Source organism: Flagellimonas aequoris (assembly GCF_003584165.1).
In the GTDB taxonomy this organism is placed as follows: domain Bacteria; phylum Bacteroidota; class Bacteroidia; order Flavobacteriales; family Flavobacteriaceae; genus Flagellimonas; species Flagellimonas aequoris.
Window position 1 is genome coordinate 754,073 of record NZ_QXFJ01000030.1, and the last position, 22,911, is coordinate 776,983.

A 22,911-nucleotide genomic window follows, 5' to 3' on the forward strand; every position below is an offset into this window, starting at 1 on the left:
GAATTGCGCTCACATGTTCTATGAATATGAAATAGATTATGATACCCAGAACTCCTATGAAAAAGGGCTGAGCGAGGCCTTTTGGCAGTTCATGGTGATTCCTGAGGACAACGACACCCAAGAGGTCACCTACTGGCATTTTGAGAACGATCTAGGGGAACGGAACAGTGTTTCAGAGAATGGATTGGGTTTTAAAACGGTACAGGTGCGGTCCAAAAGAGTTATTGACCATATCAAGTTCAATGCACATTTCAAACTGAAAAAGAAAGAAATCAACCCCTTTGATTTTGATCTACCCTTAAACTTAAATGATGAAATTGAGATTTTGAACAGTCTCGATTTCAAGGTGGACCATGAACCCTACTTGAGAAAAACCAGACTCACCATCCTTCCCGAACAACACAGGGACATATTCCTTTTCGATTCCGATAAATCCGTATTCGAGAATTTAACGGACCTAAATTATTGGGCATTCGGACATCTTTATTTTAAAGTTGGGGTCACCGATGTGGATACCCCTTTGGCGGAAATCATCGAAAAAAGACATGGGGTATGCCAAGATTTCACCCACCTGTTCTGTGCCATTGCCAAACACAACGGTATTCCCTGTAGATATGTCTCCGGATACCTGCATCAGGGCATTGGTTTTTTTGGGGATTCCCAAATGCATGCTTGGGCCGAGGCCTTTGTTCCCAATGTGGGTTGGATAGGGTTCGACCCCACGAACAACCTTTTGGCCAACCACAACCACATAAAGGTTTGCCATGGTAAGGATTACAACGATTGTGCACCTTTGAAAGGCGTTGTCTATACCTTGGGAAACAACGAGACCAAATATTCCGTACTCGTAAAAACTGCAGAAGAACAGCAGCAACAATAGATTATTTTATCTGCCGAAAGAAACCTATTTTTGCCCCAAAATTCAATTCATGGTAACTACAGATCACCAGAAAGATCTTATTGAGCGCCTTGGTGCGTTAAGGAGGTATCTTTGACATCGATGCCAAACTTATCGAAATAGAAAACGAGGAGGAAAAAACACTCGAACCCGGTTTTTGGGACAATCCACAAGAAGCCCAAATTCAAATGCAGACACTTAAATCCAAAAAGAAATGGGTAGAAGACTTTAATGAGGCTGAGGCCTTGGTCGGAGACCTTGAGGTGCTTATGGAGTTCCAGCAAGCTGGTGAGGTCACTGAGGCCGAAGTGGAACAGCAATACAAAAAAGCTGTCGACCTTATTGAAAACCTTGAGTTCAAAAACATGCTTTCGGATGAAGGTGATGAACTAACGGCCGTACTCCAGATTACCGCAGGTGCCGGGGGTACCGAAAGTTGTGATTGGGCTTCCATGTTGATGCGGATGTACTTGATGTGGGCCGAGAAACATAAATACAAGGTCAAGGAACTCAACTATCAGGAAGGTGATGTGGCCGGTGTAAAGACTGTAACCTTGGAGATTGAGGGTGAATATGCCTTTGGGTGGTTAAAAGGCGAAAACGGTGTGCACCGTTTGGTGCGCATCTCCCCTTTTGACAGCAATGCCAAAAGGCACACTTCTTTTGCATCCGTTTATGTGTATCCCTTGGTTGATGATACTATCGAAATCGAAATCAATCCCGCCGACATTGAAATCACCACGGCCCGTTCCAGTGGCGCCGGTGGACAGAACGTAAACAAGGTGGAAACCAAAGTACAGTTGTTCCACAAACCTACGGGCATCCAAATTTCTTGTTCCGATTCCCGTTCACAGCACGACAACCGAGCAACCGCCATGAAGATGTTGAAATCACAGTTGTATGAAATAGAACTGCGTAAAAAGCAAGAAGCACGGGCTGAAATAGAATCTTCCAAGATGAAAATCGAGTGGGGATCACAGATCAGGAACTACGTGATGCATCCCTACAAATTGGTGAAGGATGTGCGTACCGCTGAAGAAACTGGCAACGTGGATGCCGTAATGGATGGGGATATTGATGCCTTTTTAAAGGCCTACCTGATGATGATGGGCCAAAAGCAGGAAGAATAATTTAAATGCGGGCATCTGATGTCTGAAAAAATAAAAATGATCAAAATATATCATAACCCCCGGTGTGGGAAATCAAGGGAGGGATTGCAGATTCTGGAAAATTCCGGGAAGGATTTTGAAATCATCAAATATTTGGAGGATGTACCTACCAAAGAAGAACTTAAAACCCTGTTAGGGTATTTGGGCATTGCCCCCATAGATTTGGTTCGCCAAAACGAAACCATTTGGAAAGAAAAGTTCAAGGGCAAAAAGCTATCCGATGACGATATTTTGGAAGCCATGGCCAAGAATCCCAAACTCATTGAACGCCCCATCGTAGTGGTTGGAAAAAAAGCGGTCATTGGCAGGCCTCCAGAAAAAATCAACACCTTGTTATAATATTGATTGCCAGTGGAATTTAACATTCAATTTTCGTAATACATGTTACTAAATCATATCTTTAAAATATGAAAAACATAAAGACCCTAATCGTTTTATCCTTTGTTTTGGGATTGTTGTCCGTAAATGATGTTGCCGCCCAATATGGATACGGTTATGGATCCCCTTATGGTGGGCGTTATGGGAGACAGCAGAGTATGGTGCCCAACGGCGGACCTACCGAATCCAAAAAGGATGAAACCCCGCCGACTGCCGAAGAAATCGTCGACGGGCAAATGCCCTCGATTTCCGAAGAGTTGGGTTTGGATCCCTTTGAACAAGCTGTCGTAAGAACTGCACTATTACAATCCGTTCAACAAAAAATTGAACTCCACATCCTGGAATTGGAGCCCCTTAAGATGAAGGAAGAGTACCAAAAAATCGACAGCAAAATGCTGGAGGAGTTGAAAATGGGCCTTCCAGAGGAAAAATATAACGCTTTTATAACACTACAGGAAAACAGCTTCAAAACCAAAAACAAGAAAAAGAAGAAAAATAAAAAGGATTAACAATTCTTTAAGGTCATTCGCAGGCCCAAACATGTTGTTGGGAGACAAATATTTCTTCCCTACTTTTTTTCCGCACATTTTTGCCCCACTAAATTTAAACTATGCATAGGATTGTTATCCCATTGCTGTTACTGACCTTATCCACAATCAAAGGACAAGTAAGGCAAAATGAGCAAAACATAACCATATCTGGTAAAGTTATTGATGCCGAGTCTGGTCAACCCCTGGAGTATGCAACTTTTGTCCTTCAGGATGCCGACAATCCCGACAAAGTCACAGGAGGTATTACGGATACATCCGGTGAATTTTCCATTGAAACAGCCCCAGGCAAGTATAATATCAGGGTAGAGTTTCTTTCTTTCAAAACCTATTCCTTAAATGGACAAAACTATACTTCCTCAACAAATTTGGGCCCAATTCGCCTTGAAGCGGATGTTGCACAATTGGAAGCTGTAGAGGTTGTGGGGGAACGAACCACAGTAGAAGTCAGACTGGACAAAAAAATCTACAATATTGGGAAGGACATCACCACGAGCGGAGGAAACGTAAGCGATGCCCTGAACAACATCCCCTCTGTTTCTGTGGATGTGGAAGGTGCCATCAGCCTTCGTGGCAATGACAACGTTAGGATCTTGATCAATGGTAAACCTTCTGCCTTGGCCGGTTTTGGTTCTACTGATATTTTGCAACAATTGCCCGCGGATGCCATTGAAAAAGTGGAAGTGATCACCAGTCCATCGGCCCGATATGATGCCGAAGGAACTGCAGGTATCCTGAATATCGTGCTCAAAAAAGAAAAAACATTGGGTATCAACGGATCCGTGAACACTACGGTCGGTGTGCCCTTCAATGCCAGGGTGACCACCAATTTCAATATCAGGACCGAAAAGTTCAATATTTTCAACACCCTGGGTTATTTTCATAGGGAATCTCCTGGAAGTGGTTTGAACGACAACCGATATTTTTCCGATGCCAGTGATTTTGACAGAATCATCGAGGATAGGGACATTACCCGAAACGATGACGGATTCAATATCAATATTGGGATGGAGTATTTCCTGACTGATAAGTCCTCTGTTACCGGTAGCTTTTTCTACAGATGGTCAGATGAGAACGATGTGACCGAAAACGACAACCAACGGTTTACGGATGGCGATTTAAACAGTAGAACTTTAAGGACCGAAGATCAAGCACAAAAAGAAAATAGTAGACAGTTTTCCTTGAACTACACGAACAATATCAATGATGAAGGCCACAAATTGACCGCCGACCTTCAGTATTCGTATGACAATGAAGATGGATTGACGGGAATACAGGAAAACAACACCATTCCCAACAACGATCTTCTGGCCTTGGAAAACATCTACGATAACCAGAAACAGGACGACTTTTTGGCGCAAATAGATTATGTGCTACCCATGGGTGATGCCCAGTTTGAGGCCGGTTACCGTGGGAATTTTGAGAAGGAGGTAAACGATTATCAATTGGATACCCTAAACCAGAATACCGGACAGTTTGAGACCAATTACGATCTTACCAATGTATTTACCTATCGTGAAAACGTGAATGCCCTGTATACCCAATACGGCAACAAATACGGTAAGTTCTCCGTGTTGTTGGGTCTTCGTTTGGAAAATACCCAAATGAAGGGAAATGTGGACGCCAACATCGATAGCGAAGCCTTACAGGAAATTATAGGACAGGATGTGGATCTTAATTTTGATAAGAATTATTTGGGACTTTTCCCTACCGTCAACCTTATCTTTGAACTCTCCAAGACACAGAACATTTCCGTTGGGTACAACCGAAGGATCAATAGGCCACGCGGCTGGTTTATCAATCCTTTTCCTTCCAGATCTAGTAGAACGAATGTTTTTCAGGGGAATCCGGATTTAGATCCGGCCTATGCCAATGCCTATGATATTGGGTATATGAAAAGATGGAAAAAATTGACGCTTACCTCTTCCATCTATTATCAAAAAGAAACAAGGTCTTTTGAATTCATTAGGGAAGAAACGGGACAAGTAACTTCAGATGGGATTCAGATCATACGGTCATTGCCCATCAACCTATCCACCAACGAACGTATTGGAGCGGAAGCAGGTGTTATTTACAGCCCAGCCAAATGGTGGCGATTGAACAGTAGCTTTAACTTTTTCACCTTCACTTCGGATGGTGAGTTCAACGGGGTTGAGTATGGGACCACCAATTCAAGCTGGTTTGCCAGATTGAGCTCCAAGTTTACCCTCCCTGCTAAAATTGAGCTTCAGGCCAATTCGTTTTACATGGGTCCACGACAAACGGCACAAAGTGATACCAAAGGCATGTTCTCCATGAACCTGGCCATGAGCAAGGATGTGTTCAAGGATAAGGCCACGGTTTCCTTGAATGTGAGCGATGTGTTCAATTCAAGAAAAAGAAGATCCTTTACCGAAACACCTACTTTTACCTCGGATAGTGAATTTCAATGGAGAAAAAGACAAATAAACCTTTCTTTTATCTATCGTTTCAATCAACCTAAGGAGAAAAACAACCGAAGAGGGCCACAAGAGGACGGCGAAGAAGAGAGACAGTTTGAAGGATAAACCAACTGACCAACCTATACCAAAGAAAAAAAGAAGCCGAAATGGCTTCTTTTTTTATGCTATAGTTTTACGCAAACTAATTTATTTTCAAATGCTTTTATGGTAGGTATAAGAGCTGTCACCATAAAAACACCCTATCTTTCAAAACAAAAAAGAAGCCAAATTGGCTTCTTTTATTATTCTTCTAGTCTGGCCGCTTGCCTGGCCTCCTTTTTTTCTTTGTACAATTCCCTAAGGTTACCGATCAACCAATAAGGTACTACGAAGGTCAACAAGAAAATCATCAACCAAAAACCTATTGTCAAAATCGTTAAAAAAGCTAGAAAACCTAAATATTGGTCAAATTCGAACATTTTTTTTTCCTTTAGATGTAGCAAAGATACAATGAAAAAATAGTTTTAAACAAGGCCTCTTTTAAATTTTATGCGTTTTTCGAGCCAAAAAGTCTTTTCCTCAAAGTACCAAAAGCTGCTACGACACCTACGGCAATAATCTTCCAAAATTTGAGCAATGCAGCAAAGAACCCTACTTTGGCCAATACTTTGCCTGCAATCAATCCGCCTATACCGTAAGCTGCCACTTCGTCAAAATCTGGATCAAAATCCGAATAACGATTACCCGGATTGAATTCGGCACTGGATATGACCCTGTCTATGTTGTTCTGTACCAGATGTAATTTATCCATATCGCTGATGGCGTTCAGGTTCAAATATCCTTTTCTGCCCAATACCCTAATGTTGTAGTTGAGGGTGTTCATATCCATCCCTTCAAATTTTATCTCCTTGGCCCAATGCAATTTTTTGGCATTGTGGTCATAAAAAGGTTCAGCTGCCCATCCAACAATATCCGCGGTGGGATACCCCTGTTTTTTGCGCTCCTTGTTTTCTTCGATGGCACTCTCTTGCATATCTTCCAAAAGGTCATCATAATCAATATCGTCCGCATCGTCATCATCAATATAACCTTCTTCTGAGTAGGTGATTTCGATGGCATAGGTAAAATCATCGCCCAAAACGGAAATATCCTCGGGAAACAACATGCCTAAAGTTTCGGATGGCGGATTGCCCCAAAGTTCCGTAAGTACGTGTTGGCTCTGTTGGCCGTCCAAATATTTAAAGCCTTCGGGCACATGTAGTGTGGCAAGATCATTCCCAAGTTGTATGTTACCTTTCTGGAAAGTATAGGAATTATTGATGCTGTCCAGAATTTTTAAATAGATTTCTTCGTCCAATTCAAGACCTGTATCGGTTGAATCTGTTTGCGAGAAGACATGGGAAATACATAGCAAAAATGCTAAAATGGTTAAGTTTTTCATGGTTGGTGTTTTATACAAAGCCCAATTAAAACATAAAAGATGAAAGAAAAAAACTACAATGTCAATTTTAGTTGAAAAACAATATTATTCGGTTGACTTTTACATATGATACTATGATGGTTTATCTTTGTGGAACAACAAAATCATCATATTCCAATGAGTTTCAGAATAGAAAAAGATACCATGGGCGAGGTGAAAGTGCCCGCGGACAAATATTGGGGTGCACAGACAGAACGCTCCAGAAACAATTTTAAAATCGGCACCCCTGCCTCCATGCCGATGGACATCATCTACGGATTTGCCTATCTGAAAAAGGCCGCCGCTTATGCCAACCATGAGCTTGGTGTACTCAGTGTAGAAAAAAGAGACCTGATCGCACAAGTCTGTGAGGAAATCCTGGAAGGGAAACTCGACGACCAATTTCCATTGGTAATCTGGCAAACAGGCTCCGGCACGCAAAGCAATATGAACGTGAACGAAGTAATTGCCAACAGGGCGCATGAAATTGCCGGAAAAAAAATTGGGGAAGGTGAAAAAACCATCCAACCCAATGATGATGTGAACAAAAGCCAATCTTCCAATGATACCTTCCCGACCGGAATGCACATTGCGGCCTACAAGAAAATTGTGGAGGTCACCATCCCTGGTGTGGAGCGGCTCAAAAATACGTTGGACAAAAAATCCAAAGAATTCAAGAATGTTGTGAAAATTGGCAGGACCCACCTAATGGATGCCACTCCCCTAACCTTGGGGCAGGAATTCTCCGGATATGTTTCACAACTGGAGCACGGCATCAAGGCCCTTAAAAACACCCTGGCCCATCTTGGAGAACTGGCTTTAGGTGGAACCGCTGTGGGTACTGGATTGAACACCCCAAAAGGGTATGATGTGCTTGTAGCCAAATACATTGCCAAGTTCACAGGCCAGCCTTTTGTTACGGCTGAAAATAAGTTCGAAGCTTTGGCCGCACATGACGCCATTGTGGAGAGTCACGGGGCATTGAAACAATTAGCTGTTTCCTTAAACAAGATTGCGAATGATATTAGAATGATGGCCTCAGGTCCACGTTCCGGTATCGGGGAGATCATTATTCCTGCCAACGAGCCCGGTAGCTCCATTATGCCCGGTAAGGTGAACCCAACACAGTGTGAAGCCTTGACCATGGTCTGTGCCCAAGTAATGGGCAACGATGTGGCCATTAGTGTAGGTGGAACCCAGGGACATTATGAGCTTAACGTGTTCAAGCCTGTAATGGCTGCCAATATTTTACAGTCGGCCCAATTGTTGGGCGATGCCTGCGTAAGTTTTGATGAACATTGCGCCATGGGTATTGAGCCGAACCACGAAGTGATCAAGACGCTTTTGAACAACTCTTTGATGCTTGTTACCGCCTTGAATACCAAAATAGGATACTATAAAGCAGCAGAAATTGCGAATACGGCCCATAAAAATGGTACCACATTAAGGGAGGAAGCCGTTAACCTTGGTTACGTTACCCCAGAAGAATATGATGCATGGGTACGTCCAGAGGATATGGTGGGCAGTTTGAAATAGCTTTTCAAAAAATATTGAAGCATAAAAAAGGCCCGTCCAAATTTGGACGGGCCTTTTATTTATGATGGATAGTGTGTATTATTTCAACTCGAACTTGGAAGTACCCAACAATTTCAATTTGCTGTCATAAACATTTACCATGTAGTTACCTTTTTGGTAATCATCGGCTGGTTTGTTCACATAGTCACATACATCCAAGGCATCATTTTCGTAGTAGAAATTGGTTCCTTTGCTGTAAGTGATGGAAGCACCTTCCTCGGTTGACTTGCTGAAGCCATCACCAAGAACGTTTCCTTGTGGTCCCAAAACTTCGATGTAGAATTCCCTGTCACCAGCTTCGGCAATGGTATTGCTAGCCACGGTAAAGCAAACTTTAAGTTTATCGGTAGCTTTAGCTCTTGAAGTGGACACCAATTTACCGCTGCTTCTTTCTTTAACAGCATCTACACTGATAGTGGAAAGATTAAGGGCAGAACCTCTTTCGACGGCATCGGCCAATTGAGTGTTCTGAACGATCAAAGAATCGTTGAAAACGGTTTGTTTTTCCAATTCAACAAACGTGCTGTCCCTTTGCATGGCCAACAAGCTGTTAGATTGTGTCAAGGAATCTACTTGCTTCAACAACTTCTCCCTTTCAGCTTTAAGAACGCTTACTTGTCTCCTGTATCGAGAAAGAGAAGCAATATCAGCTTTCATCCCTTGTACAGAGTCAATGTACTTTGCAATATTGTCCCTAGCGGCAACCAATTCTTCGTTGGTAGCGTTGCTTTCCAAAATGGCCTTGTCATACTCGGATTTCAAGTTGTTCAAGTCCTCAACAACCAATTCCTTTTCTTGGGTAAGCGCTTCGGTTGTTTTCTTTTTGTCTTGGTAAAGGCTCACGGTATAGATAATGGTTCCCAAAAGAACTACACCCAACAACCCGGCAATTACCTTCAATCCATTGTTATTGCTTTTTGTTTCAGTCATAACTTTTTGATTTAATTGATTCTCGTTTAAATGTTTTGATCAATCGTGTTTGGTTTATATACGCTTCAGATTCTAGTTTGGATTATTTAACCAAAATTTTTTGTAAAAAAAATCATCATAATGTTAGAGAAACCTTATTTTTAGTGGAACTCAAAAATTCCATGATGAAAAGAATCATACCCATAATAGCATTAATGCTCTTCTTTGCCTGTAAACAAAACAAGCCTCAGAATGAAGCATCTACAGAAGTTGCCACCGAAGTGGAGACGGAGGTTCCCGAGGAAGCCACCATTATTCCGATAGAACATGCCACCGCTGTTTTGGAATGGGATGGAAATACCGTTTATATAGACCCTGTAGGTGGCAAAGAGGCTTTTGCGGGGCAAAAATCACCCACTTTAATTTTGATTACCGATATCCATGGTGATCATTTTAGTTTGGAGACCCTACAAGCGTTGGATACCGTAAAAGCAACCGTGGTGGCCCCAAAAGCAGTAGCTGACCAAATTCCAACCGATTTTGGTTCTCCTGTCGTTGTAATGAACAATGGGGATACCAAAAATTTCTCCGGAATCACCGTTGAGGCCATTCCCATGTACAATCTTCGTGAAGAAGCCCTTGATTTCCATACCAAGGGAAGGGGTAACGGATATGTGCTTACCGTTGGCCAAGAGCGTATTTATTTTTCTGGGGATACGGAAGATATTCCAGAAATGAGGGCATTGCAGAACATTGACAAAGCCTTTATTTGCATGAACCTGCCTTATACCATGACCGAGGAAAGTGCCGCCGATGCTGTGTTGGAATTCAAGCCCAAGGAGGTGTATCCTTACCACTATAGGGGCCGCCCCGATGTTAGTGATGTAGCGAAGTTCAAAGCCTTGGTCAATGAAGGAGACCCCAATATTAAGGTAGTCCAATTGGATTGGTATCCCAACGATGATTTTTGATTCATTATAATAATGCCGCCTTTTTGGCGTTAGCATAACAAACTATTAACCAAATCAAATACTTGACCATGGCCCCCAAATCCCATGTTTTAGTAGTTGCGGTATTATTTTTTGCCGTTCAAACTACCTTCGCAAACCAGTGTGATGCCTTTTATTCCAAAGTGACCTACGCACTCAACCATTGTAAAAAGGCGATGTCCGCCACCAATTTTGAACACCAGATGTACTTTGCCGAAAGGGCATGGGAAGCCCTGGAAAAGGCAAAAGCTTCCAAAGGTGAATGTGTTTGCTCCAAAGCAGACGAAAAAACCATAGATGCCATGGAGTCTTTGGACAAGGCCATTGAACCTGCAGACTGGGAAGCAGGAAGGTTCTTTACCAAAAAAGCACTGGGGCAGATCACCGAGTTGATCACGTTCCTTGATGAATGTACCATCGGTATTTCAACAACCGAAACCGTTGTGGAAGATACCGATACGGCCATTTTTGAAAACGAGGCACATCCACAACAAGAGGACACGGAATCCGTGAACAGCATGGAATTGGAAATGATCAAAATCTTTGACAAACACGCCCAAGATAAACTGCATTCCGCAGAAAGTGCCATTTCCCAATTGGTGGAACTATCCAAGACCATTGGAGCCAATCCTGCACAAGACAATGGTGACCCCAATAATTTGGCGGCCCATCAAAAAGCCTATTTGGAAAGGGCCAAGAAAATATTGGAAGAGGGAATCAAAAATCTCGGTGGAGAAGAATAATCCTCTTCTTATCTTATCAATTTTTTATACTTGATGCGCTTGGGCATGATATCACCGCCCAAGCGTTTCTTTTTGTTTTCCTCATAATCCGAGAAGGATCCCTCAAAGAAATAGACTTGCGAATCCCCTTCAAAAGCAAGAATGTGGGTACAGATCCTATCCAAGAACCATCTGTCGTGGGAAATTATTACCGCACAGCCTGCAAAGTTTTCCAAACCTTCTTCCAAAGCGCGGAGCGTGTTTACATCCAAATCGTTGGTGGGCTCATCCAAAAGTAAAACGTTGCCTTCTTCCTTTAGCGTCATTGCCAGGTGGAGCCGGTTTCGTTCACCACCCGAAAGCATGTTTACTTTCTTGTTCTGCTCACTTCCAGAGAAATTAAATCGGCTCAAATAGGCACGAGAATTTACCTGCTTGCCACCCATCATCACCAATTCCTGTCCATCACTGAAGTTTTCCCAAATGGTCTTTTCAGGATCGATGTTGGAATGGCTTTGGTCCACATAAGCAATTTTAGCCGTTTCTCCTACCACAAATTCACCTTTGTCAGGAGTTTCCTCCCCCATGATCATTTTAAAAATGGTGGTCTTACCAGCTCCGTTAGGTCCAATGATCCCAACGATACCCGCCTGCGGAAGGTTGAAGTTCAATCCTTCGTACAGCAATTTGTCCCCAAAAGCCTTACTGACACCTTTGGCCTCGATTACGTTGGTTCCCAAACGAGGACCATTGGGGATGTAGATCTCCAAATTTTCCTCTATCTGTTTTTGATCTTGGCTGAGAAGCTTGTCGTAGTTCTTTAAACGTGCCTTTTGTTTGGCCTGACGACCTTTGGCACCTTGTCGTACCCATTCCAACTCTCGCTCCAAAGTCTTTTGTCTTTTGGATGCCTGTTTGCTCTCTTGGGCCAATCGCTTGGCCTTTTGATCCAACCAACTGGAATAGTTCCCCTTCCATGGAATACCCTCTCCCCTGTCCAGTTCCAGAATCCAACCGGCAACATTATCCAAGAAGTAACGGTCGTGGGTCACGGCAATTACCGTTCCTTTATATTGTGCCAAGTGGTGTTCCAACCAATGAACCGATTCTGCATCCAAGTGGTTGGTAGGTTCATCCAACAAAAGTACATCGGGCTCCTGCAACAACAGACGGCACAAAGCCACCCGTCTTCTTTCCCCTCCGGAAAGCACACTAATTTTTTTGTCCGATTCCGGAGTACGAAGTGCATCCATGGCAATCTCCAGCTTGGTGTCCAGTTCCCAAGCATTGGTAGCATCGATTTTGTCCTGCAAAGCCGCTTGTTTGTCCATCAGCTTTTGCATCTTATCCGGATCTTCATACACTTCGGGCAAACCGAACATATCATTGATCTTATTGTACTCATCCAGAATGGCAACAGTTTCCGCAACCCCTTCCTTTACAACTTCCAGTACAGTTTTGTTCTCATCGAGAAGTGGCTCCTGCTCCAAATAGCCCACTGTATATCCTGGGGAAAAAACCACATCTCCTTGATAGTTTTTATCGACCCCCGCAATGATTTTGAGCAAAGTGGATTTACCAGAACCATTGAGACCCAAAATACCGATCTTGGCACCGTAGAAAAAACTGAGATAAATATTTTTAAGCACAGGGGTATTAGCCGTTTTATAGGTCTTGGTAACCCCGGACATTGAAAAAATGACCTTTTTATCGTCTGACATTTGGTTGTAATTAAAATGTTATGAAAAATTGAGCCTACACCCTACCCTTAAGTGCATTGAATACCCAGGCCACGGCAAAAAAACCAATGCCCACGGCCCCGAAACCATATCCTGCCACTTCGTCGTATTTGAATGCCCCAAGTGCTATCATTCCTATTCCCACAAAAATCATAATCCATGTGGCCCATGCGAGCACCGTGTTCTTGTTCATTCCCATTGTCTGTAGTTCTGAAGAGGTTCAAATATCGTAAAAAATGAAATAATGCAAAGGCAAAGCTTAGGATTAAGTTTCAAAAGGAAAGGTTATGCCGCATTTTTCACGGATTGTGTCCAATAATTCGGACAGATCTAAGCTGTTTTGGTGCGACCAAAGGTCACTTTCTATCTTTTCTTCCTTGAGACATTTGTTGACCTCCAAGATCTCATAGTAGTAACCAATCCCAGTCAACGGCATGGGAAATTCTTGTTCTTCCCCTTCTTTTACCAGTCTATAGCCATCCGCTTCATGCCATCTAGAGTTCAATAGCAGTTCTCCTTCAGTACAGGAAACTTCGGCTATCATACTAGACCGACTGGTCAGGCCAGAGTACAAAACCGCTTGCGCCTGGTCGTAGTCAAAAATCATGCTGGTCTGGAGTTCCGTTCCATTGGGGTGGAAATTGGAGGTAGCCAAAATTTTATCTGGCATCCCCAATAACAAGTATGCGAGAAAAACGGGGTAAATTCCAATATCCAATAATGAACTGGAAGCTAGTTCAAGATTCCAAATTCTGGAACCTTCATCCCTATCCAAAGCATAGAAGGCAAAATCAGCATGCAGGTAACAAAGCTTGCCCAACTCTCCATCATCGATCATTTGCTTTACCTTTTGGATGGTAGGATTAAATCGCGACCACATGGCTTCCATCAAAAAGACATTATTCCGTTTTGAGGCAGCCACCATCTCCTCCACCTCGGCCTTGCTTATCCCCAACGGTTTTTCGCAGAGCACATGTTTTCCATTTTCCATGGCCCTAATGGCCAAATCCTTATGAAAATTATGAGGTGTGGCAATATACAGCACGTCTACCTCAGGGGATTGAAACAGTTCTTCATAAGTACCAAAAACATGTGGCACCTCAAATTCATTGGCAAACTCCTGTGCCCTTTGCAAATTTCTAGATCCCACTCCTGTGAGTTCTGCATCTTTCACCAGTTTCAGGTCCGACGCAAATTTCCGTGCTATTTTTCCCGGGCCTACAACGCCCCATTTGATTTTGCTATCCATATATCCCAAAAGTAATGATTATAACTCCTTATCTTTAGCCGACTAAACGAATTTGGACAAAATGGACCTTACCTTCAATAAAAACGAAGACCATAATAAGCTAAAACTCTCCGAGTTACGAAAAATACTTGCAGAAGTAAAACTGGGTGGTGGCAAAAAAAGGATTGAAAAACTCCATGCCCAAGGTAAAATGACGGCAAGGGAGCGCATTGAATATTTGTTGGACAATAATTCCGCTTCCATTGAAATAGGCGCCTTTGCTGGCGAGGGCATGTATGCAGAGCACGGTGGTTGCCCTTCGGGTGGTGTGGTAGTGAAAATAGGTTATGTAAAGGGGAAACAATGTGTAGTGGTCGCCAATGATGCCACCGTAAAGGCCGGGGCCTGGTTTCCCATCACCGGGAAAAAGAATTTGAGGGCCCAAGAAATAGCCATGGAAAACAGATTGCCCATTATTTACTTGGTGGACAGTGCCGGGGTATACCTCCCCATGCAGGATGAGATCTTTCCAGACAAGGAGCATTTTGGTCGTATTTTTAGGAACAATGCCATCATGAGCAGTATGGGAATCACACAAATTGCTGCAGTGATGGGTAGCTGTGTAGCCGGGGGTGCCTACTTGCCCATCATGAGTGATGAAGCTCTGATCGTTGACAAAACAGGAAGCATTTTTTTGGCGGGCAGTTATCTGGTAAAGGCCGCTATTGGAGAAAGCATAGACAATGAAACACTCGGTGGGGCTACCACCCATTCAGAAATCAGTGGGGTTACCGATTACAAAGCCAAGGATGACAAAGATGCTTTGGACAGAATCAAAAACATAGTGGACAAGATTGGAGATTTTGAAAAAGCTGGGTACAACAGAGCTGAGGCCAAGTCACCCATCGACAATCCGGAGGATATTTACGGACTTTTGCCTTCATCCCGAAGTGATCAGTACGACATGTTGGAAATCATCAAACGCTTGGTAGACAATTCCGAATTTGAACAGTACAAAGAGGGCTATGGCAAAACCATTCTGACCGGTTATGCCCGTATTGATGGCTGGGCCGTAGGCATTGTGGCCAATCAGCGAAAAGTGGTAAAAACCAAACAGGGAGAGATGCAGTTTGGAGGCGTAATCTATTCCGATTCTGCCGACAAGGCCACCCGTTTTATTGCCAATTGCAACCAAAAGAAAATTCCATTGGTGTTTCTTCAAGATGTTACGGGATTCATGGTGGGAAGCAAGAGCGAGCATGGAGGCATCATAAAAGATGGTGCAAAAATGGTTAATGCCGTGAGCAATTCCGTTGTGCCCAAATTCACTATAGTGATCGGGAACAGTTACGGCGCCGGTAATTATGCCATGTGTGGAAAAGCGTATGACCCACGTTTAATTGTGGCATGGCCCAGTGCGGAACTTGCTGTGATGAGCGGGAATTCAGCGGCCAAGGTATTGCTTCAGATAGAGAAAGCCTCATTGGAAAAAAATGGAGAGCCTCTCGACCCTGAAAAGGAAACCGCACTTTTTGACAAGATTAAACAGCGTTACGACCATCAAATATCCCCATATTACGCTGCAGCCCGACTTTGGACCGACGCCATCATTGATCCTTTGGATACCCGCAAATGGATTTCCATGGGTATTGAGGCAGCCAATCATGCACCGATTGAGAAGAAATTCAACTTGGGTGTTCTTCAAGTTTGATGGAATTAATTTCGAACCACTAGCGAAGGTAATTCCAGGTCGAACAGAAACTGGTTGGCACCTTTTAATCCCAATCTGAATACTTTGATTTCCTTACTTTGCAGCTTGCTTCCATAATTTCTGTATATGGTAGCCTTTAAGTAAGTAGGCGTCAATTGCTTATTGCCATGATACGTAGCGTTCACTTTCCAGGTTCCCGGCAGTTCATCATCCAAGAGAAAGTCGGCCATGGAATAGCCCAGCTTCTTTTCGGAACGAATGCGCTCTGGCATGTCCTCTATGGTATGCTTCCAGTTGAAATATTGATTGTTTGGGTTCACAAACTGTAGGTCGAACTCCGCTTCGGAATCGTTCCATTCAAAAACCAATCTTGTGCTTATTCCCTGCTCCTCCAAGTTGAAGGTTCGCTCCCTAATTTTGGTAGCATTGTTATCGATAGCAAACAAATTATCAAGCTCCCGACCCACTATCTTGGACAAATCCAGACTATCCGTTGGCAATAAACCTTCCTCCTGCAAATAGGCATGCCTTGCAAAAAGTGAAGTGGCGGATTCCGTTAACCCCAAGTTCCGATAACTATTGGCCATATCTACAAAGCTTTGGGCATATTCCGGACGCAGCATATATACGCGTTTATAGAGCTCATGTGCTTTTTCAAACCGATTTTGTGACTCGTACAAATAGGCCAGTACCTTCAACCAAACAGGATTTTCTTGGAACTGGACAACGTTTTCATCCAAGATTTCATCGGCTTCTTTCCCACCATATTTTTCAAACATCAACCTGTAACAATCCAAATAGAAATAGGGAACCTTGGAGAACAATTTTTCATATTCAGTATAGATTCTAAGGGTCTCTTCCAAACTAGTTGCGCCATCCATCATTTTTAAATAAGAAGGGTATTCTTCCTTCAATTCTGTATTGGAGATCACCTTCCCAGTCACAAAATTGTTGCGTAGCCTTGCCCTGTCATAATGCTTGTTGCTGTTCTCCTCCCGTAAACCATGCACACCATTGACCGTATTAATGACCACAACCCCGCCGCTGGCAATATGGCCATAACGCCAAACGGCCTGTAGTCCTGGGATGATCCCAACCCGAAGTACCATGGAAACATCCAACCAGTTCGGTGGATCGGTATGTATCATACCATCAACCTCGTAGAGCACTGGTATTTTTTTCAATGAAGACCCCAAAGTTCTAGTCATGAATAAGGTGCGAACGGGTACTTTATCCGGGTAATATGTTTCAACATTTATACCTGACCTTCTACTGGCAATGGCTGACAACAAATCCAATCCCGGATGGAATTCAGAGCCGTCTATAACCTTAAGATGATAGGCGCTTGTAGCTGGACTGATATAACCGAAGGAAGTATTGACCACTGTAGAATCCGTAAAATAATCCATGGCCAATTTTTTCTGTCTACTGATTTTCTTTTCAACCACGACTTCATCCAACTGTTCCACCTTGGGATACATTTCAATATTCAGAATATGGGTGACATCCTCCACAATAATTGAAATTGTGTCCATGCCAAGGTAGGTGAACATCAATTCCTCCTTTGGCCGAGCCTGGATCACATATAAACCATTGTCATCAGAGCCTGTTATTGTACCAGAAGCAATATTGGTAATATGAACACTGGGCAATGGTTTGCCATCACTGGTAATGCGGCCCTTAACGATATTTTGTCCCAAAAGGGTTCCAATGGAACAAAAGATAATTATTAAGGATGTACAGATTCTCATCATGAACAAATCCGATGGCTTAGTTGTGGGCCACCACAGAGGGTAGCTTCAGATTGAACAGGTGTTGGTTGTAGCCGGTCAGTCCCAGCTTGAACACTTTGACCTCCTTACTCTGTAACTTGCTCCCATAGTTTCTATAAACAGTAACTTTTAAATAGGTGGGAGTGAGTTGTTTGTTTCCTAAATAATTTGCATTGATGCTCCATGTCCCTGGAAGTTTATCATCCAATAAAAAGTCGGCCATGGAGTAGCCCAGTTCTTTTTCGGAATAGATTCTGTCCGGCATATCTTCCATGGTATGTTTCCATTGAAAATATTGGTTTTCGGGATTTACAAATTGAAGGTCAAATTCGGCCTCCGAATCGTTCCATTCAAAAACCAATCTTGTACTGATGCCCTCCTCTTCCAACAAAGCTTTTCTTTTGTTTATTTTGAGGGTTCCATTGTCCAAAGCGAAGAGGTTTTCCAGTTCACGTTCCATAATCTTGGCAAGGTCAACGGTGTCCCTAGGTAATAATCCTTCATCCAAAAGATAGGAATGTCTCGCATACAGGGAAGCTGCCGCTTCCGGTTTTTTTAAGTTACGGTAGCTATTGGCCATGTCAATAAAGCTCTGGGCATATTCTGGCCGTAGGGTGTATACCTCTTTGTAAATTTCGTGAGCCTTCTGCCATCTTCCTTCTGATTCATAGCTATAGGCCAATGCCTTTAGAGCCACTGGATTGTTTTCAAATGCACTTTTTTGGTCGGAAATGATTTTATCCGCAAAATCCTGATCGTTCCATTGCTCCATAAAGTATTGGTAGTTATCCAGTGTAAACCAATAGGAACCAGAATAGGTCTTGGCATTCTTTTCGTATAAAACGATGGCATCGGATTTCTGTGGACTGGCATAAAGATCCTTTACATATTGAGGGGCATTATTGGCTACCTTTTCAGTCCCCAAAGCCTTTTGGTCATAAAAATTGTTCCTGAGCTTGGCACGATCAAAAGGTTTGCCATCGTTTTCTTTTGATGTGACTGTTCCTGCTTTAGTATTGATGATTACTACCCCGCCTTTTCCCATGGCCCCATATCGTGTAAGGGCGGCATAGGAAGGTATAAAAGCAATCCTTTTCACATTTCCATTGAGCCAGCTGCAATTCACTTCGGTCAAAATTTGCCCGTCCACATCAAAAATGGCATCGCCAGCAAGCGTTAAGCTATTTGTTGGTCTCATGGCCACAATGAACTTATCTGTATCCGGTCTGCAACTTGCGTATACCCCTGCAAACCTTCCATTGACCAAAAAATTAAGATTAGGGGCCTTGTCCACTTCTTCCTCACCTATTATCCGTAATGAAAAATTGGATGTGTTCTTGTCCATAAAACCAAAAGCCGTTTTGATAACATTGGGATTGGTATCATATTCCAATTCCAGTTCTTTTTGGCTTTTTAAAATGGTTTTGGATACAGTAACCTCGTCCAACTCTTCCATTTTTTGGGGTAGTTTCACATTCAAGACTCTGGTCACATCTTCTACCTTTATCTTTACCGTTTTCATCCCCACATGGGAATACACCAAAGTCTCCCCTTTTTGGGTTTTTATCTCATACTTTCCACCACTATCCGAAACCGTACCCTTTTCAGTGCCTTCAATTTGTACACTTACATTTTTAAGGGGACCAAAATCATCGGAAATGGTACCATAGACCTTTTTTGGGTTTTGTTGGGCCAAGGAAATGGCCATGAATAGAAAAAAGGAACAGAATGCAGCAATTTTTTTCATAGCAGTTTTTTTAAGAAACGTAATATTTCCATGCTTAAGTTACTAAATAATGGCATTCAATTGACATGCAGGGACTTGATGTTACGCTTTTCGTTCGGCTGGGTAAAGTACACCACAAGCTGTTCCTCCTTCTGGTTCGGCTTGCCAAAGTTCGTGTAGAGATGACATTTCAAAACCAAGGGCAGGGTGTCCGTTTCCGATAGGTTCTCCAAAAATTTGGCGTTCACCACCCAATTGCCCTTCGCCTCTTGGCCGTAAAACTCGAACTCCTCGATGGTCAGGCCCTCCTCGATGCCCTGTTTTATCCTTTCTGGTTTGGCATTGGAATATTCCCAGTTGAAGAACCGGTTCTGCGGGTTCACGAACTGGATCTCAAACTCCGCCTCCGGGTTGTTCCACTCAAAGACAAAGCGTGCATCGTACATCACATTGTTTTGGTATTTGGGGTCCACTTGGGTCATATCCATCTGTCCCCCTTTTTGATGAATCAGGTTTTTGATGTCCCTATCCAAGGTCTTGGATATCAAGGAGGTACTCAAATTCTGAAAGCCCTGTCCCCTGTTGCGCAGGGCGATAAGGGCATCCAGTTCCCCTTTAGGTGAGCCATTACCCAAATAATGTGCCTTGTTGTACTGGGCCATAATATTGTTGCCGTCCAGTTCTAAAATTTGGTCGTTCACAAGGGCCGCTAGTTCATTTTTCCCCAATTGGGACAGACATAGCTCCACCATCTTGAGGGTACGGCCATCATCAGGGTGCAGTTCCCATAGATCGGTGATTACTTTGGCGGCCCTTGTCTTGTCCCTTTCCGCAAAAAACGCATAGCTGTCCAGGTAGAACTTCGTATTGTCCAGGTTCAGACTCCGTAGGGAAAGATAGGTCACAAAAGATTCCTCTAGGTTTTCTGCCTGTGCGAACAGATTATAAAAGGGGGAATCCCCGGGTGCTGCCAGTCGCTCCTCCTTGTCGTACACGTTGTTCTTCAACCGGGCCCTATCCTCCACTTGGCCCTCGTTCACCGTGGGCACCTTGGCAGTCTTGGTGGTGATGAGCAACACCCCGTTGCGGCCTATTTCACCATACTTGTTGGTTGCAGCCAATCCCTTAAGGACGGTGATACTGGCAATACTATTGGGATCCAAGAAATTAAAGCGTGCCACTGCCGCACCTCCGGACCCAGATTGTTCCATAGGAATCCCATTGACAACAACAAGCCCGTAATTGTTGCCCAGCATGGTCCAGTCCGTCCGCATTTTCACCAATCCCAATTCCGGTTCCTGGCCCGGAGCCGCGGATTTCACTTCCACACCGGAAAAACGGTTCTGTACCACCGTGGAGACATTGGTGTTGATATCCGTGATCTCGTCTTCCCCTATGGTCTGTATGGCCACCCCTACCCGCTTCTCGTCAATATCCCCATACGCCGTGGTCTTGGTGACCAATTTTTCCTTGCGCTCTTCTACCAACACTACTTCGTCCAAGGCCACAACCTTGGAGGATAGGAAGATCTTGTTGTTGTCCATATCGGACACGGCATAATCCAATACCACCCCCTTTTCACCGCTGCGTATGTATAGACTGTCGTTCCTGCCCGCGGGAATACTAAAATTCCCTTCCGCATCGGTATAATAGAACTCGTCCGTTCCCTTGATTCCAATAGCCACATGAGGAGAGGGCACATTATCAATATACACCCTTCCCGTTACCAAACTGCTTGTGGCATTAGCATTTTTCTGCCGGTTTCCAATATCCAATATGGAAGCGTAATCCATCAACCTAGCACGATTGATCAAAGCTGTCCGCTTGAGAAAATCCTCGTTCCTTGCCAAGGCACTGTTCACAATTATACTGCCCTTCTCCAACAACAGCCTGTCACTCTTGAAAAGGGTGTTGCCATCGGTGAACACATACACCTTCTTTCCCTCTATTCTTTCATTGAGCTTGGAATAAATTGTCGCACCGACATAAGGAAGATTTTCCAGTCTTTGTTTTAGACTTGACCAATCGCCTCCTTGTACCCTATATCTTTCCTCTACCACTTCCGTCCCGAATAAATAAAGGACGATTTCCTGGTCTGGTTTGTTCGCTATTGCCTTACCCAAAAATTCGAAATCTTTTTCCACGTCCCTGTCCATCATGGAAAGGGAGGTGTCCCAACAAATAAACAATTGTCCAGGATCTGCCTGCGGATACATTTTCACGGACAGGCAGCAGAGTAGAATACAAAGAATCATAGGTAGCCTCATATCTTTTTTGTTGGATGGTTACCTAAGTTACAAAAAATCAGTTGCCCAATTGAGGTTTTGGTCTTGGAATGAGAAGCATTTTAGTTTGCCTTCCATTCACGTATCTAAACCCATCTTCCCCATAAAATCCAGGTTCTTCGAGCATGATGCGGATATCACGATTCCATTCGGGGATATTCACGGTAGCATTGAGCTCTATAGCATAGGCAGTGTTGGGGTTTAGGGGATAGTTTTCCCCATCATCTTTCATGACACCTCCCTGTGCATCCCACATGCCAATAGTGGTTCCGGCTGAGTGGCCATAGGTTCCCAAGGGATGGGTATAAATGGATGGCCGAAGACCGGCTTCTTTGGCATCTTGTAAGGCCTTGGCCAAAATAGCATTGCCCACCTTTCCTTTGATCATGTTCTGTGTCAAGAAATCCTGTACGCGATTGCCATCTTTCAAAGCATTTACCAAAAATTCAGGGGCATCTCTTTCTTCTGGCAATAAAACATAGCCCATTTCTTGGCAGTCTGTATTGAGTCGTAGGTAAGTAATTCCAAAGTCGCAATGCAACAAATCCCCAGGTAAGATCACTTTTTCTGCTTCACCTGCTGAAAATGCGGTCAGGTGACTTACCAATCCTTCATTGTTTCTTTGGATATCCACAGTGGGATGGAACCATGTTTCCAACCCAAGGTCGGTGACCTTTTGGCGCATCCACCACACCACATCATCTGTTGTGGTAATGCCAGGGGTAATTACTTTTTCCGAAAAAGCTTCCGCAACAATGCTATGGGTGATATCCGTCAATTGGGCAAATATGGCCATTTCCCGAGGGGTACGGGTTTCAATCCAACGTACGGCCAGTTGTTCAGCAGAGCCTACCCTAGAATGGAATTTCTTGGGAAGGTTGGCCATAAACTCATCATAATCCGTTTTGTCCAGTCCATCGGCTATATTGTGGTCCTTGGAAAAATTGAGTCCAATTTTTTGGGGATTTCGTTCCGCTATCAGTTCCATCAAACGTTTCCACTGATCGGGTTCCTTTTCCTTGTCCCAGGCCGATATAATACTCTTACCCACATTGTAACGGGCCACTGCCAATTTATCGATCGTGTTTTTTTCCTTGTTTCGATAAAACAGAAGAATGGTTCGCCTTCTGGCATTCAACCACGTGGCAGGTAGCATGGTCCTGATCACGGGGTCCTCATTGTATTCCCTGGAAATAACGACCCACATATCCAAACCTGTATCGTCCATCAGTTTTGGCAGCAAATGGTTGAATCGCTCCTCCAATATTTCATCCGCTACCCGAGCCCTTTCTTTTTCTGAAAGGATCTCTTGTGACATCACAAAAAAGGGAAGAAGAAGCAGAATTAGGTTAATGGTTTTTCGCATGGTTGATTTTTGGTTTA

General features: G+C 43.6%; 19 protein-coding genes. 9 read left to right on the plus strand and 10 right to left on the minus strand.

The window, feature by feature from the left end:
• The first annotated feature begins 13 nt into the window (after positions 1 to 13).
• From D2U88_RS17035 to D2U88_RS17055, 5 genes are all read left to right on the plus strand, one after another.
• Entirely contained in the window at positions 14 to 880 is an 867-nt protein-coding gene (locus tag D2U88_RS17035; protein ID WP_119641714.1) for a transglutaminase-like domain-containing protein, read from the plus strand.
• Positions 881 to 929: 49 nt separating this feature from the next.
• Positions 930 to 2,028 (plus strand): peptide chain release factor 2 gene (gene prfB, locus D2U88_RS17040; protein ID WP_119641715.1). Its coding sequence is split into 2 segments (ribosomal slippage): positions 930 to 992 and positions 994 to 2,028, totalling 1,098 coding nucleotides; the frame shifts between segments, so codons are not numbered across the junction.
• 36 nt (positions 2,029 to 2,064) lie between these two features.
• Positions 2,065 to 2,406, plus strand: a complete 342-nt coding sequence (arsC, locus tag D2U88_RS17045) for an arsenate reductase (glutaredoxin) (RefSeq protein ID WP_119641877.1) — start codon at positions 2,065 to 2,067, stop codon at positions 2,404 to 2,406.
• A 68-nt stretch (positions 2,407 to 2,474) separates the two neighbouring features.
• On the plus strand, positions 2,475 to 2,954 hold the full coding sequence (locus tag D2U88_RS17050; RefSeq protein ID WP_119641716.1) for a hypothetical protein: 480 nt from the start codon (positions 2,475 to 2,477) through the stop codon (positions 2,952 to 2,954).
• A gap of 101 nt (positions 2,955 to 3,055) precedes the next feature.
• Positions 3,056 to 5,539 carry a TonB-dependent receptor gene (locus tag D2U88_RS17055; RefSeq protein WP_119641717.1) on the plus strand — a complete coding sequence of 828 codons (2,484 nt, stop codon included), beginning with the start codon at positions 3,056 to 3,058 and terminating at the stop codon, positions 5,537 to 5,539.
• A 176-nt stretch (positions 5,540 to 5,715) separates the two neighbouring features.
• On the opposite strand, the gene D2U88_RS19685 is transcribed toward D2U88_RS17055, so the two are convergent.
• A complete protein-coding gene (locus D2U88_RS19685) occupies positions 5,716 to 5,892 on the minus strand; it encodes a hypothetical protein (protein WP_183114785.1) in 177 nt (58 codons plus the stop codon).
• 68 nt (positions 5,893 to 5,960) lie between these two features.
• A complete protein-coding gene (locus tag D2U88_RS17060) occupies positions 5,961 to 6,854 on the minus strand; it encodes a DUF2167 domain-containing protein (protein ID WP_119641718.1) in 894 nt (297 codons plus the stop codon).
• Between the two features lie 156 nt (positions 6,855 to 7,010).
• Here D2U88_RS17060 and fumC point away from each other — a divergent pair, with 156 nt between their 5' ends.
• Entirely contained in the window at positions 7,011 to 8,408 is a 1,398-nt protein-coding gene (fumC, locus tag D2U88_RS17065) for a class II fumarate hydratase (RefSeq protein WP_119641719.1), read from the plus strand.
• A 78-nt stretch (positions 8,409 to 8,486) separates the two neighbouring features.
• Here the strand turns inward: fumC and D2U88_RS17070 are convergent, their stop codons facing one another.
• Positions 8,487 to 9,377 (minus strand): hypothetical protein, encoded by an 891-nt coding sequence (locus tag D2U88_RS17070; protein WP_119641720.1) that lies wholly within the window; start codon positions 9,375 to 9,377, stop codon positions 8,487 to 8,489.
• 161 nt (positions 9,378 to 9,538) lie between these two features.
• Here D2U88_RS17070 and D2U88_RS17075 point away from each other — a divergent pair, with 161 nt between their 5' ends.
• Both D2U88_RS17075 and D2U88_RS17080 read left to right on the plus strand, forming a co-directional pair.
• A complete protein-coding gene (locus tag D2U88_RS17075; protein WP_119641878.1) occupies positions 9,539 to 10,327 on the plus strand; it encodes an MBL fold metallo-hydrolase in 789 nt (262 codons plus the stop codon).
• A gap of 68 nt (positions 10,328 to 10,395) precedes the next feature.
• On the plus strand, positions 10,396 to 11,088 hold the full coding sequence (locus D2U88_RS17080; protein WP_119641721.1) for a hypothetical protein: 693 nt from the start codon (positions 10,396 to 10,398) through the stop codon (positions 11,086 to 11,088).
• A gap of 8 nt (positions 11,089 to 11,096) precedes the next feature.
• Here the strand turns inward: D2U88_RS17080 and ettA are convergent, their stop codons facing one another.
• From ettA to D2U88_RS17095, 3 genes are all read right to left on the minus strand, one after another.
• Positions 11,097 to 12,788: an energy-dependent translational throttle protein EttA gene (gene ettA, locus D2U88_RS17085; RefSeq protein WP_119641722.1), complete on the minus strand. Its 1,692-nt coding sequence runs from the start codon at positions 12,786 to 12,788 to the stop codon at positions 11,097 to 11,099.
• A 34-nt stretch (positions 12,789 to 12,822) separates the two neighbouring features.
• The gene (locus D2U88_RS17090) at positions 12,823 to 12,999 is read right to left on the minus strand and encodes a CAL67264 family membrane protein (RefSeq protein WP_231562643.1); all 177 of its coding nucleotides are present in this window, start codon (positions 12,997 to 12,999) and stop codon (positions 12,823 to 12,825) included.
• Between the two features lie 72 nt (positions 13,000 to 13,071).
• Entirely contained in the window at positions 13,072 to 14,055 is a 984-nt protein-coding gene (locus tag D2U88_RS17095; RefSeq protein ID WP_119641723.1) for a Gfo/Idh/MocA family protein, read from the minus strand.
• 61 nt (positions 14,056 to 14,116) lie between these two features.
• Here D2U88_RS17095 and D2U88_RS17100 point away from each other — a divergent pair, with 61 nt between their 5' ends.
• Entirely contained in the window at positions 14,117 to 15,745 is a 1,629-nt protein-coding gene (locus D2U88_RS17100) for an acyl-CoA carboxylase subunit beta (RefSeq protein ID WP_119641724.1), read from the plus strand.
• A gap of 5 nt (positions 15,746 to 15,750) precedes the next feature.
• Here the strand turns inward: D2U88_RS17100 and D2U88_RS17105 are convergent, their stop codons facing one another.
• The 4 genes from D2U88_RS17105 to D2U88_RS17120 form a co-directional block, all read right to left on the minus strand.
• On the minus strand, positions 15,751 to 17,445 hold the full coding sequence (locus D2U88_RS17105; protein WP_182859206.1) for a tetratricopeptide repeat protein: 1,695 nt from the start codon (positions 17,443 to 17,445) through the stop codon (positions 15,751 to 15,753).
• 70 nt (positions 17,446 to 17,515) lie between these two features.
• Positions 17,516 to 19,264: a carboxypeptidase-like regulatory domain-containing protein gene (locus D2U88_RS17110; RefSeq protein WP_119641726.1), complete on the minus strand. Its 1,749-nt coding sequence runs from the start codon at positions 19,262 to 19,264 to the stop codon at positions 17,516 to 17,518.
• Between the two features lie 56 nt (positions 19,265 to 19,320).
• Positions 19,321 to 21,510 (minus strand): TonB-dependent receptor plug domain-containing protein, encoded by a 2,190-nt coding sequence (locus D2U88_RS17115; RefSeq protein ID WP_119641727.1) that lies wholly within the window; start codon positions 21,508 to 21,510, stop codon positions 19,321 to 19,323.
• Positions 21,511 to 21,547: 37 nt separating this feature from the next.
• Positions 21,548 to 22,894, minus strand: coding sequence for a M24 family metallopeptidase (locus D2U88_RS17120; RefSeq protein WP_119641879.1), 1,347 nt, complete (start codon positions 22,892 to 22,894; stop codon positions 21,548 to 21,550).
• Positions 22,895 to 22,911 lie beyond the last annotated feature (17 nt).